The following is a 14,378-nucleotide window of genomic DNA, read 5'->3' on the forward strand; positions in this document are numbered from 1 at the left end:
AGCGGTGAAAGCATGGTCCAGGCACCACTGCAGCAGTTCTATATTCCCGAAGAGCAGTCGATCTATCTGCTCAGTCATGATGATGCCAAGAAGCTCAAGGACTGGGTGGCGCTGTGCACCCAGCAGCTCGAGCAGCTTGGCTACCGCGATATCGCGTTGATCGGCAAGGGTGCTTACGGCTTTGTGTTCTCCGGGGTTCTGGTGCGCGAAGCAGGGCAGCAGGTCGAGTATGTCTTCAAGTTCACCCGCATCACCTTGCCGCAGCACCTGCAGGATCGCCTTGAGGAAGAGGCCTTCATGCTCCAGCAGATTCATCACCCCCGTGTCCCGCGGCTCATCGCCTACCAGCGGGTACGCAATCAGTCGCTGCTGATGATGGATCGGGCACCCGGGTACAACCTGGAAGAGGTCTCGCTGCGCGAGGGGCGGCTGGCGCCGCGGCTTGTGGTGCGTATCGCCACGCAACTGGCGGACATCCTGCGGACCCTGCGCAGCGAGTCAGGTCCGGCAGGGCGACCCATCGTGCATGGCGACATCAAGCCGTCAAACCTGGTCTTCGATGCCGAGCACGAGAATATTGCGCTCATCGACTGGGGCTCATCCGTGTTCGCGCAGCTCGACGAGAACCATCAGTTCGTCGCACCCAATGTCATGGAGCTGATGTCGGACAACCTGCAGCAGACGAATGCGCGCCTTGGGGATGTCTACTTCATCGGCGAGGAGCAGTTAAACGGCGGTCTCTCGTCGCCGCGCTTTGACGAGCAGGGTACGGCGGGCACCCTGTATGCGCTCGCCTCGGGGCAGTCGTGTCGCTTTGGCTATCGGGCAATTCCCCCCACATCCCTGGGGCTGCCCAGGGAGTTCGCGCGCATGCTCGCGGGCATGCTTGACCCGGACCCGGCGGTGCGCTGTCGCGCGGGGAATTTTTTCGTGCGCGAGATGCCCCGGATCGGGCGCACGGTGATGATCGACCTGCCCGAGCCGCCGCCGTCACCGCTGGCGCCGGTATGGATACGCCGCACAGACCGCGAGATGGACACCGTGGTCTACAGTTCGCGGAAGGCCTTCCTGCGCGAGGAGGGTGCCCCGGAGACACTCAGCGAGGTTAACGATGTCCAGCTCGATCGCTACTACAAGAACTTCATGCAGGGCATGGGCGAGACGGAGAAGGCCTTTCTCGCCGCGGTCAGCCGGCTGGGCCGCTACCCGGTGGTTGGTGGTCTGGCGGTGCGTTGGGAGGCGGATGGCGTGTATATCGACACGTCGCTGAATCTCCACGATGCCACGCTGAAGACGGCCTTCGTGACTGCGGTCAACAATATGGTCAATCTGGCACGGGCGATCTATCGCCAGGGTATCTTCAAGAGCTGCCTGTTCAACGCGCGCGATACGCTGCATATTGATCGCGACAGGCCGGAGGAGCCCTTCGTACCCGAACCGGGAATGCGCCTGCCCTATGAGGTCAGTGCCGCCCCCGAGCTCGAAGACCGCACCCGGGAGCATTCCTACTTCGAAGATGGTCCTGACCCGGAGGAATTTCTGGTCCTGCCGGAGCAAATCATTACCTCGCTGGAGGTCCTCAATACCATTCACCACACCGGCATGATTATCTTCGAGGCCTTGCCGAACCACTTGAAGATCCACAGTTACTACCGCCTGCTGGATCCGAGCCGGGAGGAGGAGTTTCGCCGTCGGCTGGACGATATCCTTGCAGCCGTCGAGCTCATCGAGGGGCTCGGGGTCTCCGGGTACATGAAGATGCCCTACAAGGACACCAAGTACTTCCCCCACATCGAGCGATTGCCGGAGCGCTACTACCCCAAGAATCCGCGCGCTGTGGCATCGGGGCACTAGCGCCCGCAGCGGGGCAAGGTCGATCACACCGAAGGGGCCATTGCCGGCGTATGGGAGCAAGCCGTCGAACTCACTGTCACCCCAACCGGTAGACCTTGGCGTTGTCCGGTCCGCACATCGACATCTGCGAGAAATCTCCCCGTTACGGGAACTCATTCGGCTGCGGTGGCGTAATTCCGCTACGCATGGTTAGCGGCGTTGGCGTGGTGGTCTGGAAGCGCAAGGGACGTGCTGCGCCTCCTTACAGGAGCGCACGGGCGTACTGGTCGATCGCGCCGAGCCTGAAATGACAGGAGATTGAAATGGCGGATCGTTATCAGACTCGGCTTGGCTACAAGCAGGAAATGTTTCCTCGTTTGGATCCCGTTGTGCACTCACGCCACCGGGCACGGTGGGATGGCCCGCTGGACGAAGAGGCCTTGTCACGCTATGAGCGCGACGGCTTCCTATGGTTTGAGGGTTTTTACTCCCAGGAGCGCCTCGACCCGTTCCAGGATGAACTCAAAGAGATGGCCAAGGACACCGAACTGACGCAATCCGAGCAGGTCATCCAGGACCCTGTGTCCGGGGAATTGCGTTCGGTGTTTGCCATGCACGAGCTTTCCGAGCGTTTTTCCAGGCTGACACGTGACCCGCGCATCCTCGGCATGGTGCACCAGCTGCTTGGCGGTGATGTATACGTCCACCAGTCGCGGATCAATGACAAGTTCCAGTTCCAGGGTGCCGGGTTCGAGTGGCATTCCGACTTCGAGACCTGGCATGCCGAAGACGGGATGCCGGCGATGCGTGCGGTCTCCGCCTCGCTAATGCTCAGCGACAACAACGAGTTCAATGGCCCGGTGATGTTGATCCCAGGCTCGCACCAGTACTTCGTGCCAGCCGTGAAAGAAACGCCAGATCAGAACTGGAAGGACTCCCTGAAGAGCCAGCGGCTGGGTGTGCCCGAACGGGAGGACCTGGAATGGCTGGCCAATCGGGGCGGCATTCAGGCACCCAAAGGCCCCGCGGGCTCTCTTCTGCTGTTCGAGTGCAACACGCTTCACGCCTCCAACAGAAACATGTCGCCCTGGCCCCGTGCGAACCTCTTTTTCGTCTACAACAGCATTGATAATCCGCTGGGCGCCCCTTACTCCGCCAACGAGCCGCGCCCTGAGTTTCTCGCCGCGCGGCAGAGTATTACGCCGCTGGACATGCTGGATGAGGAAGACTTTCAGCCGTTTGAAATGCCGGGGAAATAGAGAAATTGCGCAAGGTGGCGCACACGCCCTGTACACTACGAGCCAGGATTTAGTGTTCGGACCCCGGCACGGCGCGCGTCAACGTTGCCAGGGCGCGTGGACTGACCCATTGAGAACTAGGAGGTGCGGCCATGCATATCGCGATTGCCTCGACCTGGGGCCCTACGGATACCACCCGGGCCACGCTGCCTTTTCTTCATGCCCGGGCGGCACGGGAGCAGGGTGATAGCGTCACCCTGATGCTGCTCCACGATGCCGTTCTCCTGGCCAAGCAGGATTTGGCCCACGAGATTGTCGCCTGTGGCCCGCCCGCGCTTGGCCCGATCTTCGATGAGCTCGCCGCGGATCCGGAGGTGACGGTGCTGGTGTGCAAGCCATGCGCCGACGCCCGTCGATTTGGTGAGGACGAGCTTCACCGGGATACCCGACTCGCGACTATGGGCGATTACCACCGTGCCATTCGCGAGCACAACGCGACGGTGGCGAACTACGGCTAGTGCCCTGTAACCCGGGTTAATGAGCTTGGCCACGGTGGTCGATCAGGACGACCAAATAGGGGTGCCGGGAGCGCGGCGGCACGGACTGCGGCAATGGCGATCACCGATTCTGTCGTTCCGTTGTCTCTGCCGTCGCTTCACCGTGAGGTAAGACCGGACGGATCGCATCTTGGAACAGCTCGTTTAGGTCAAAGGTGGCGTGCTTTCCGATCGCGTCGAAGTGTTTGTCCAGCCAGTCATTGGCCCATGCGCGCCCGCGGGCGTGTAGGTAGGTGAGAAAGTCCCAATCGGCGTTCAGTTTGCTGGAGGCGCTGAGTTCCTCGACATCACGCTCTGCATGGATCAAGTGCAGCCGCATAGCGCGATAGCTCTCCAGCTCGAGGCCTTCGGCGTCGATGAGTTGATGCAGCAGCTGGATCGAGCGCAGTTCCTTGATAAGGCTGGAGTTAAAGGTAATTTCGTTGATCCGGTTCAGAATCTCCCTGGACGTACGCGGCAGTTGCTGGCGCAGCAGCGGGTTGATCTGCACCACCACCAGGTCGCGACATCCCTGATTATCCACCAGCGGGTAGAGCGCCGGGTTGCCACTGTAGCCACCGTCCCAGTAGGCCTCGCCGTCAATCTCCACGGCTTCGAACATAAACGGCAGGCAAGCCGACGCCATGACCGTGTCCACCGACAGGTGGGGCTGAGTGAAGATGTGCGGCCGCCCCGTACGAACATTGGTGGCCGTGACAAAGACGTTAACTTTACGGCAGGCGTTGACACACTCGAAGTCCACCTGCTTCGCCACCAGATCGCGCAGCGGATTGTGGCCCAAGGGATTGAGCTTGGCCGGCGGGATCAGCTGCGTGAGGCTTTCGTAGAAGAGATAGCTCGGCGAGTAATCCAGGCTGTAGTTGCCGATCAACTGGTCCCAGGGGCTGCGCTGAATGGGTGAAAAACGTGCCGCATCACTCACTGCGCGCCAGAACGTGTGCAGCGCCTCGCGCGCCGCCCCGCGGCCGCCGCGCTGCAGGCCGTCTGCAACGACAACGGCGTTCATGGCGCCCGCGCTGGTGCCACTGATGCCGTCTATCTCCAGGCGCTCGTCTTCGAGAATGCGATCCAGGACCCCCCAGGTGAGTGCGCCGTGCGACCCGCCTCCCTGCAGCGCGAGGTCGATGAGTTTATGTGGTGTCTTCGGCATAAGTCCTTCTTCTTGGGTTCAGGATGGTGCAGTGAGTAGCCTGCGGACAGGCTAGTGCGGGCGGCGTTGCCTGGCCATGCTCCTGGTAACGGGGGCCGGGGAGCTAGGGCTTGCTGCAAGGATGCGCCTTGCCGTCTGGGCTCAAATCAGCGCTCGCAACACCCTCGGCCAAATGAGCATCGGCCCCTCAGGTCGGTCGGTGCCAGTGGCTGCAAGCGACGTCGCCTGCGAGCCTACCAGGCAGGCACGCAGGTTTCCCCGGTGGCACATGTGCCGTAACGACACACGACGAACGCATGCAAATGTAACATAAGTCCGGGATTTTAGGCAGGCCAGCGTGTTGGCACCGATCCTGCGTTGGTGAGTACTCGTGATGACTGCCGCGGCAGTGGCGAGCCGCGGTTGTGATTGTCCTGAAGAAGATGTTGCGGCGCAGCAATTTCTTTGTTAGCATGTGTTCCATCAGGGTTGGAGAAGGCCTCCAAGCCCTGCGAAAACTCGCAATTACCGAGGTGTTTTGATGAAAAACCCAAGTATCAATCAGGTCAACGAGCAGTTTGAGAAGTTCTTTGGTGGCCCGGCGCGTGCGTTTGCCGAGCTCTCTATCGATCACATGGAATCTCTGGTGAACAACCAGGTCGAGGCCTCCAAGGTCTACACCGATCTGGGCATCAAGCAGATCCGTAAGGCCCTTGACGTCAAGGCCCCGCAGGACCTGCAGAGCTACCTCCAGAGCCAGCAGGAAGTCGTGAAAGAGTTGACCGAGCGCGTCAGGAGCGACTCCGAGAAGGTCGTTGCTCTTAACCGCCGGTTTGCCGAGGACGCCCAGAAGTTGACGCAGCAGAAGGTTAAGGCTGCTTCCGAGGAAGCTCAGCAGCTCACGCAGGAGAACGTGAAGGCGGTCTCTGAGCAGGCCCAGCAGCTCACGCAGGAGAGCACGAAGGCTGCAGCCAAGGCGACCCCCAAGGCTGAGTAAGCGCACGTGGCACACCCCGGTGGGACGCAATCCGCCGGGGTGGCGCTGTCAAAAAACCGCTGGTCCCCGGGCCTGGCGGTTTTTTGTGCCCTGACAGGAGGCAACAAGCCCATCCGGGTGCTTTTTCGGCTCATTGCGCCACGGTGCATGTCCGCGCCGGCTAACGCCCGACGAAGTGCACCCGGCAGGCCGTCACGTAATCGAGACGTTGGGCGCGTTCAGCAAGCTGCTCGAGTTCGTTGTGAACGGCATCCAGGTCTCTCGCGGGTTGCCACGGCAGATGGATCTCCACCTCGAGTGCGCCCTCCATGTAGTGGAGATCGAGTCGCTCGATGCGCTCGGCCGCTGCCAGTCCGCCCCACTGCCTTCTCAAATCGCGCTCCACCTCTCGCCGCAAAGGCAGTTGAACGGTGTCCGCGTCCCATTCCGGGTCTTCGTGCTCGATGTGGACCAGAACATCGTTGATGTCCTGGATGTCCCGCATGAGCCGCTCGTGGACTTCTTCGCTGATGCGGTGGCCCTCGGAGACGCTCAGCCGCGGATCGACAATGACGTGCAGATCCGCCAGGGCGTCCTGGCCCATGCGCCGTGTCCTCAGGCCGTGCACGTTGCGCACGCCTTCAATGTCCCGCACCACTTGCTCGATGGCGGCGATTTCGTCCGGGGTCAGCGCAGTGTCGACCAGCTCCCGCAATGATCGCCAGGCGAATTGCAGTCCCACGTGGGCGAGCATGGCGGCCACAATGATGGCGGCGACGGCATCGAGCCATGGCAGACCGACAAGCACGCCGGTGATGCCGCCGACCACCACGAGTGAGGAGAGGGCATCTGATCGGTGATGCCACGCGTTGACCTCAAGCAGGTTCGAACGGGCTTCGCGTGCCACCGCCTTGGTGTAGTGATACAAGCCTTCCTTGATGGCGATGGACGCGCAAGCGGCGGTCAGGGCGAGCCACCCGGGGACGAGTAGCGCCTCCGGGTGGATGAGCAGGCGCTGGACCGCATCATAGATAAAACCGCCCGCAACCAGCAGCAGCATTGCGCCGATGCCCGCCGACGCGACGGTCTCGATGCGGCCATGGCCGTAAGGGTGGTCGCCATCCGCGCTCTGGCTGCCATAGGCACACGCCACGAGCACCAGCGCGTCGGAGATCAAGTCAGATAACGAGTGGATGCCGTCGACGATCAACGCCTGGGATTGTCCGACCACCCCCGCCAGGATCTTTCCCAGGCCCAGGAACAGATTGATCACGCCCCCAATGAGTGTCACGCGCCGTTTTGAATTGGCGGTGTCAGGGGTGGTTGGATTCTTGTCGATGGGTACCGTCACGACGGCTCTCTTAACCATCAGGCTAACGGGCGTTCCGTCACATCCTCCATTGCCAGCAGGATCAACGGGCTCTCGCCGGCGGCATGGATCAGCCGCCGTCCGCTGAGCAACATGCGTTTGCGCCCCATGCCGGCAAACACTTGATCGATTTCCAGCTCATCAAAGCTCGAATCCTCGGGCAGGAGTGATTCTAGCGCCTCCCGCAACGGGGCTGTATCCCACTGTCTATCGGCAAGCTCGAGGAATGACTGACCGATTGTCTCACTCGGGGCGAGCCCGAAGAAGCGGTAGAAGTATTGGCTGGCCGCGATGACCGTCATGCTGCCATCGAGCACCACGAGCGGTTCACGCAGCGTATCGATAATATTCTCGGCGAATTCTTGCATCGCCCGGCGGGCACGCTCAGCCGCGATACGGTCGCTGATGTCGGTAAAGGTCAGCACCACGCCGGCAATGATTTGATCGAGGGTGCGGTATGGCATCACGCGAGCCAGATACCAGCAACCGTCCCGGGTGCGCAGCTCGCGTTCGATCGGCTGAAGGGAACGCAGCACCGCCCGGGCATCGGCGAGCATGTCCGCACCCTCGGCGTCCGAGCGAATGTCCTCGAGTGGACGGCCAACGTCGGCGTCCATCAAATGGAAGATGCGTCTGGCCTGGAGGGTGAAGCGCCTGACGACGAGTCGTTCGTCGAGCAGTATGACGCCGAGGTCGAGGGTGTCGAGCAGGTTCTTCAGATCATTCCGCAGCTCCGCCATCTGTTCAAGTTTGGCGTGCAGCTCGGCATTGACCGACACCAGCTCTTCGTTGGTCGATTGGAGCTCCTCCCTTGAGGTCTCCAGTTCCTCATTGGTCGATTGCAGCTCCTCGTTCAAGGACTGGAGCTCCTCGTTGGCTGCTTGCTCCTCCTCGATGCTGGCCTGGAGGTTATCTCGCGTGTAGGCAAGCTCCCGCTCGAGTGCTTCCACGCGCCGCAGCTCTTCTGCTTTCGGTCTCCGTTGTCTCGGCTGTTTGCCCGCGCCGGGTGTCTCGACGCGCTGAAAGCTCACCAGCAGCAGATTCTCGCCGCCATGCAGGTCCGCAATGGGCCACACGCCGAGATCAACGTGATGTGTTTCGTCGCCGAGCTGCAGGGGCAGACCACGCCGCAGCACGGCCTTGCCTTGATTGGCGGCGGACTGCAGCGCGGTTCGCAGCTCCGGTTGCAATGCCTCGCGTGCCATCCTGATCACATCAAGACTGGCGGCGCCCGGGGCAGGGCCCAGGTACGGGCTTGTATTGCCGTGGACATACAGGATGTTGCCGCGCAGATCCGTCACCACCGATGGTGGTGTGAACAAGCGCAGCAAGGACCGCTTGGCGACTTCGGCAATGCTGGCTGGGTTCGTTGCAATCGCCCCTTCGTAGCGTGAGATCCCCTTTCCCAGCTGCCAGTGGCGAGCATGCCCGGGCACTGCCCGTGACCCAGGGCCTGAGTGGATCGCCCGGTAGAATTTCCACTTGCGCTCCAGCGGCGTAAACAGGTCCGAATGTTCGCCGATGCTCTCCGAAAAGGAGAGAAACAGCACGCCACCGGGCTTCAGTCCGTAGTGAAAAATCGAGAGCAGTCGGTCCTGAGTTTCCCGTCGCAGGTAGATGAGCACGTTTCGACAACTGATCAGCTCCAGTCGATTGAAGTGTGGGTCCTTAATGACATCCTGGACGGCAAAGACGACCATCTCGCGAATATCCTTTATCACCCGATAGCCGGTATCCTCCTTGGTGAAGTAGCGCTCCAGGCGTTCCGCAGAGATGTCCTCGACAATGTTGAGCGGGTAGCGGCCGGCACGGGCGAACTGTATCGCGTCCTCGTCGATGTCCGTGGCGTAAATCTGCACATCCTGGCGCTCGCTGTTGTCCGCCATATGCTCGTGGAGCACCATGGCGATGGAGTATGCCTCCTCGCCAGTGGAGCAGCCCACCACCCAGGCGCGGAACGCCTCGCCCTTCGGTATTGCGGCTAGCAGTTCCGGCAGGATGTCCCGTTTCAATGCCGTGAATGCCTCCGGCTCGCGGAAGAAGCTCGTCACGCTAATGAGTAGCTCCTTGAATAACCGCCGTGCCTCCCCGGGCTGTTCCTGCAGTAGCCGGGCATAGCTTTCCGTGTCATCAATGCCCTGGGCGGCCATTCGCCGCTGAATCCGACGCGCGACCGTATTCTCCTTATAGTGGCTAAAGTCATGGCCAGTGACCTTGCGGACGTGCATCAGGATGCGGTTAATCGTGCCTGTTGGCACCGACCTGAGTTGCCCTTTGTGTTCGGGCACAAGCCGATGGCGCAGATCGTGCTCCAGTTGCGCAGGCATCGCCTCGACGGGTAATACATGCGTGGCGCAGCCCGCCTGGATGGCGCTATTGGGCATGCTGGGGAATTGCGCCGTGGCCGGATCCTGCACAAGGCAAAGGCCCCCGGCACCGTGGATGGCACGCAGTCCAAGGGTGCCGTCGCTGCCCGTGCCGGAGAGAATGATACCAACTGCGTTCTCTGCCTGGTCTTCGGCCAGCGAACGCAGGAATATGTCAATCGGCATCCGGTGGCCGCGCGGGGTCTCAGGGTGAATGACCTGAAGCAGGCCATGGAACACGGCGATCTGCCGGTTTGGCGGTATAATATGGACGCGATCGGGCTGGAGCGGCATCTGGTCCGTTGCCTCCACAACCTCCATGGACGTATCGCGCCGCAGAATATCCTGCAGTAGGCTGGCGCGGTCCGGATGGAGATGCGCAACCAGAACGAACGCGATGCCGGTGCCGGGTGGAAGGTAACGGAAGAATGTCTCGATGGCCTCCAGCCCGCCCGCCGAGGCGCCCAGACCAACGACGGGAAAGTCAGACCGCGGCCCGTTCGCGGGCTGCGCAGGGGTCGGCTCAGTGGCAGTGTTGCGGCGCTCGTCGCGCGTCACGGCGGCATCCTCTCACAACCGTTGTCCTCGGGCAGATCCCTCCCGCTAAGCCGAGCCACGAAGGCCTGGAGCTTGTTGGTCAGCCCTGCCCATGGCTTACCTGAACCTCCCTGCCGCCGTGGGGAGAGTAAAATGGATGGTTGTATCAGCCTCCGCGCTGTCCGTCTCGTCAGCCCAGAGCTGGCCGCCATGGGCCGTCACAATGGAGTGGCAAATCGATAGCCCCAGCCCCATGCCGTCAGCGCGTGTGGTGACGAAGGGGTGGAACAGATGCCGGCGAACGGACTCGGGGAGCCCGGGGCCGGAATCACGCACCGAAATGGTCACCCACCCCCGCGGACCGGGTCTCGCTTCAACGACGACCTCGCGGCGCTCTTGGGCGGAGTCGGCGATCGCGAGCAGGCTGTTTTGAATGAGATTGACTAACACTTGCTGGATCTGAACGGGGTCAACGCGCGCCGGGGGCAGGTTCTCCGCAGAGACCCGGTAGAGCCTGACGTTGTTGGTCCGGGCATTTGCGGTCATCAGTTCCAAAGATTCGTCAATGACCTGGTTGATGTCCGTTGGCACCGGGTCGGAGACGGTTTGTTTGCGGGTAAACCCACGCAGTCGGCGGATGATCTCCCCCGCCCGCTCACCCTCAGCTGCGATGCGTTGCAGGTGGTGGATCAAGTCGTCGCTTCCGCCGGCGGCGGTTCGAAGCCGCTGGAGGCACGCCTCACTGTAGTTGATGATCGAGCACAGCGGCTGGTTGAGTTCATGGGCCAAGCCAGCAGCCAGCTCTCCGGCCAGCACCAACCGCCCCATGTGGACCATGGTGGTCTGCGCCTGCTCGCGCTTCGCTTCCGCTTGTCTGAGCTCGGTAATGTCGCTGAGCGCGATGCGCAGCTCCAGCTCATCACCGCTCCCTGCCACACGCAGGCACTCCAGGCGCCCGCTGAACTCGCGGCCATCCGCGCGTTGCATGGTGAGATCGCAGCTTTGACGCCCTTGATGACGCATCATGCTCGCGAAATACTGGCCCCATCGCTCCCGGTCCCCGGGAGCGATGAAGCTGGCGATTCGGCATTGCAGAAGCTGCTGCCGGTCCACGGCGAGGAGCTCCGTGCTGGTCAGGTTGGCGGCGGTGATCAGTGCCTGCGGGTCGAGCGTCAGGTAGGCAACCGGTGCGAAGTCGTACAGATCGGCGTAGCGGTCGCGGGATTCTTCCAGGGCGAGCTGTGTACGCCGCAGCTCCTCGTTCTGCATCTCCAGTTCGATCTGGTGGACCCGTAGTTCATGCAGCAATTGCTGCGTATCCAAGTCCGCCGCGCCGCCATCGCTGGAAGAGGCATGGGACAATCGCTCTTCCGCTTCCGAGCGCAGGTCGAATGCATGATGATCCGTGACGTTTCCCTGCGCCATGAAGAACCCCAAAGGTGTCGGGTGTTTGCGACCCAGTTTAGCACTGCGGTGAGGGGAGTGTTGGAGAATCGTAGGCTAAACTGCCCTCTTGGCCATGGTGGGCGCATTCAGCGTCTCGCGTGCCGGCGGCGTCGCGGCAAGCAAGCGTGCCGGACCGGGGCTGGCGGTGCGCGTCCCCCCTTGGCGGGGCCGAAGGGGAGAGGGTTGGCCCCCCCACAAAGGAGTTGCTATGCACGACGCCACGGCGACGCTGTTCGCTCTATTCCTCGCGGGGCTTTCGGTGACCGACGCTTTGTCGGCGGGGGAGCAGCCGGCGCCACCACACAAGCACCTCGAGGTAACGCTCAAGCCGGCGGATCGCCATCTGGAGGCACGGCTGGAGCTGCGGCCCGCCACCTCGGCGAGGGGCTTTCAGCTGGCCGAAGGGCTGGAGGTGAAAGGGGTGCGCGCCGGCGGGCAGCGCCTCAGCGTCCGTGACAAGGGCGGCGGACGCTGGGCTGTGCGGGTGCCGGAGGCGGCTGAAAGCGTGATCATCGAGTACGCCGGGCGCATTGCAGGGCGTGAGGAGGGCGGCAGGCGCGGGCAGTTCCTCGGTCCGGACGGAAGTTACCTGGATTCGGCCGGCGCCTGGTATCCGCGCATCGAGGGCGTCAGCCGGTTCGCCTGGACGCTGGAAGTCGCGCTGCCCCCCGGGCAGCGCGCGGTGGCAAGCGGCGGCCTCGTGGAGGAGAGTCTGCAGGAGGCGCGCGTGGTGGCCCGCTACCGCCACCCCCGCGCCCGCGGCATCACCCTCGCTGCCGGGCCGTGGCGGGCGCGTAGCGCCGAGACGGCCGACGGCGTGGTTGTGCGCACCCTCTTCCCGGAGGCCCTGGACGGCGAGTACGCCGACACCTACCTGGCGCGCACCGTGGACCACCTGGAGCGTTTTAACGGGGAGATCGGCCCTTACCCACTGGAGAGCTACCAAGTGGCCGCCTCGCCGCTGCCGGTCGGGCTTGCTTTTGCCGGCTTTACCTGGCTCGGCGAGCGGGTGATCCCGCTGCCGTTCATCCCCGAGACGTCCCTCGCTCACGAGGTCTTGCACGCCTGGTGGGGCAACGGCGTTTATGTGGATCACGAGCGGGGTAACTGGTCGGAGGGGCTGACGACCTACATGGCCGATTATCGCCTCGACGTCGAACGCGGCCGCGGCCGGGAGACCCGCGAGCGCTGGCTGCGCGATTACGCGCTGCTGCCGGCCGACGCCGACCGCTCGCTGCGCGCCTTTCGATCCGGTAACCGCGGCGCCGACCGGGTGGTTGGCTACCACCGCGGGGCCATGCTCTTTCTGATGCTCGAGGAGCGTATCGGCGAGGGCGCCTTCCGCGAGGCGGTAGCTGCTCTCTGGGATCGCCACCGGCATCGCACCGCGGCCTGGGAGGACCTCGCCGCCGCCTTCTCACACGCCGCGGGCGAGGACCTTGGCCCGTTCTTCACGCAGTGGCTGGAGCGTACCGGGGCCCCTGAGCTTGCGGTGGACGATGTGGCCGTGGACGAGCGCGAGGACGGTGGTTGGTCGGTGACCGGGGAAGTGCGCCAAATCCACAATGGCGAGCCCTTCGCGCTGCGTGTCCCTGTGGTGGTGAAGGACGAGGCAGATGATTCGGTCACGCAGTGGCTGGAGCTTGAGGATCGGGCCACCGCGTTCACAATCGACACCGAGGCGCGCCCACGGACGCTGGCCGTGGATCCGCAGTATCGCGCCTTCCGCCGGTTGCCGGCGATGACGGTTCCCGCGTTGTTGCGCGCTGTGGAACTGGACCCTGCCACGCGGGTCGTACCTTTGGTCGCTCAGGCCAAAGAGATTGCTACCTCGGCACTCGGGCGCGAGGTGCAACCTGTCGATCCTGGCACGCGGCCGGCGGCGGCGCTGCTGGTGGTCGGCGACACGGACCAGGTCAAGGCGTGGCTTGAGCACCACGGCCTGGAGGCGCCAGAATCTGTGCGCGAGGCGGGGGCCGCCCGGGCCTTCGCCATCCCGGAGACCCGCATCACGGTACTCTCCGCAGACCGCGGCGAGCACTTGCGGGGCCTGGCGGGCGTCCTGCGCCACGATGGGCATCGGAGCTACGTGATCCGGGACCGCTCCGGGCAGACCCTGGACCGCGGCACCTGGGCTACGGCCGAGTCGCCATTGCGGGTGGATCTGCAGGCAGATCCGTAGGGCGTGCGTACGGGGGGGCGTCAGGTGATCACGCAACAGAGCCGAAAAACAAGCATGTCGGTGGTCTCGATCCGGCCCGGCCGGGCCTTGGTGACGGTGTCGGGCTGTAGCCGCTGGCTTGTCATTGCACTGCTGTCGCTGGTGCTTGCTTGCCCCGCGCCGGTGGTCAGCTTGGCCGAAGAGACTGCCGGGTTCACGCAGCAGCGGGATGCGTCGGTTTTTCGCCAAGTGGCCGAACGCCAGGAACGCCTCCGTGGCGTGCTTGTCCTGATAAACGGGGAGCCTGTACTCGAGCATGTGGTCCGCGGCCCGGACCTCGACACCCCGGTGAACATCAAGTCGCTGTCCAAGACCATCCTCGCTGCGTTGGTGGGTATGGCCGTGGACAGGGGGTACATTCGCGATGTGGATCAGCTTGTCACCGAGCTGCTCGGCGATCGGGTTCCCGATGACGTCAATTCCAGGGTGCACGAAATCACCGTCGGGCATCTCCTCTCCATGCAAGCCGGGCTGAAGTCCACCTCAGGGCCGAACTATGGCGCCTGGGTGTCCAGTGACGACTGGGTGGCCTACGTGCTGCGGCGGCCATTCGTAGGGGAGCCGGGTGGACGCATGCGCTATTCGACGGGCAACTCGCATCTCCTTTCGGCCGCACTGGCCGAGCAGACCGGCCAAAGCACCCTGGCCCTGGCTCGGGCGTGGCTGGGTGAGCCCCTGAATATTGCCATTCCTGACTGGCTGCAGG

General features: G+C 63.2%; 10 protein-coding genes. 6 read left to right on the top strand and 4 right to left on the bottom strand.

Going from position 1 to position 14,378, the window contains the following annotated elements; all coding sequences use genetic code 11:
- Window positions 1-12: 12 nt before the first annotated feature.
- The 3 genes from QZT63_RS01590 to QZT63_RS01600 all read left to right on the top strand — a co-directional run bounded on the left by QZT63_RS01590 (window position 13) and on the right by QZT63_RS01600 (window position 3,589).
- Window positions 13-1,854 carry a protein kinase gene (locus QZT63_RS01590; RefSeq protein ID WP_290647979.1) on the top strand — a complete coding sequence of 614 codons (1,842 nt, stop codon included), beginning with the start codon at window positions 13-15 and terminating at the stop codon, window positions 1,852-1,854.
- Between the two features lie 302 nt (window positions 1,855-2,156).
- Entirely contained in the window at window positions 2,157-3,092 is a 936-nt protein-coding gene (gene thpD / locus QZT63_RS01595; RefSeq protein ID WP_290647980.1) for an ectoine hydroxylase, read from the top strand.
- A 131-nt stretch (window positions 3,093-3,223) separates the two neighbouring features.
- Window positions 3,224-3,589 (top strand): DsrE family protein, encoded by a 366-nt coding sequence (locus tag QZT63_RS01600; RefSeq protein ID WP_290647982.1) that lies wholly within the window; start codon window positions 3,224-3,226, stop codon window positions 3,587-3,589.
- Between the two features lie 100 nt (window positions 3,590-3,689).
- Here the strand turns inward: QZT63_RS01600 and QZT63_RS01605 are convergent, their stop codons facing one another.
- Complete coding sequence (locus tag QZT63_RS01605) at window positions 3,690-4,778, bottom strand: patatin-like phospholipase family protein (RefSeq protein WP_290647984.1); 1,089 nt, start codon at window positions 4,776-4,778, stop codon at window positions 3,690-3,692.
- Between the two features lie 520 nt (window positions 4,779-5,298).
- On the opposite strand from QZT63_RS01605, the gene QZT63_RS01610 reads away from it, so the two are divergent.
- Window positions 5,299-5,754 (top strand): phasin family protein, encoded by a 456-nt coding sequence (locus QZT63_RS01610; RefSeq protein ID WP_290647986.1) that lies wholly within the window; start codon window positions 5,299-5,301, stop codon window positions 5,752-5,754.
- Between the two features lie 160 nt (window positions 5,755-5,914).
- Here the strand turns inward: QZT63_RS01610 and QZT63_RS01615 are convergent, their stop codons facing one another.
- The 3 genes from QZT63_RS01615 to QZT63_RS01625 all read right to left on the bottom strand — a co-directional run bounded on the left by QZT63_RS01615 (window position 5,915) and on the right by QZT63_RS01625 (window position 11,430).
- Window positions 5,915-7,084 carry a cation diffusion facilitator family transporter gene (locus tag QZT63_RS01615; RefSeq protein WP_290647989.1) on the bottom strand — a complete coding sequence of 390 codons (1,170 nt, stop codon included), beginning with the start codon at window positions 7,082-7,084 and terminating at the stop codon, window positions 5,915-5,917.
- A 17-nt stretch (window positions 7,085-7,101) separates the two neighbouring features.
- The gene (locus tag QZT63_RS01620) at window positions 7,102-10,026 is read right to left on the bottom strand and encodes a chemotaxis protein CheB (protein WP_290647991.1); all 2,925 of its coding nucleotides are present in this window, start codon (window positions 10,024-10,026) and stop codon (window positions 7,102-7,104) included.
- Window positions 10,027-10,122: 96 nt separating this feature from the next.
- Window positions 10,123-11,430 carry an ATP-binding protein gene (locus QZT63_RS01625; RefSeq protein WP_290647993.1) on the bottom strand — a complete coding sequence of 436 codons (1,308 nt, stop codon included), beginning with the start codon at window positions 11,428-11,430 and terminating at the stop codon, window positions 10,123-10,125.
- Between the two features lie 229 nt (window positions 11,431-11,659).
- Between QZT63_RS01625 and QZT63_RS01630 the strand changes: the two genes are divergently transcribed.
- Both QZT63_RS01630 and QZT63_RS01635 read left to right on the top strand, forming a co-directional pair.
- Window positions 11,660-13,633, top strand: coding sequence for a M1 family aminopeptidase (locus QZT63_RS01630; protein ID WP_290647995.1), 1,974 nt, complete (start codon window positions 11,660-11,662; stop codon window positions 13,631-13,633).
- Between the two features lie 54 nt (window positions 13,634-13,687).
- Window positions 13,688-14,378 (top strand): serine hydrolase (locus QZT63_RS01635; protein ID WP_290647996.1); only part of this gene is annotated, 691 nt, incomplete at its 3' end.

This window comes from Aquisalimonas sp., from assembly GCF_007120195.1.
Lineage (GTDB): Bacteria > Pseudomonadota > Gammaproteobacteria > Nitrococcales > Aquisalimonadaceae > Aquisalimonas.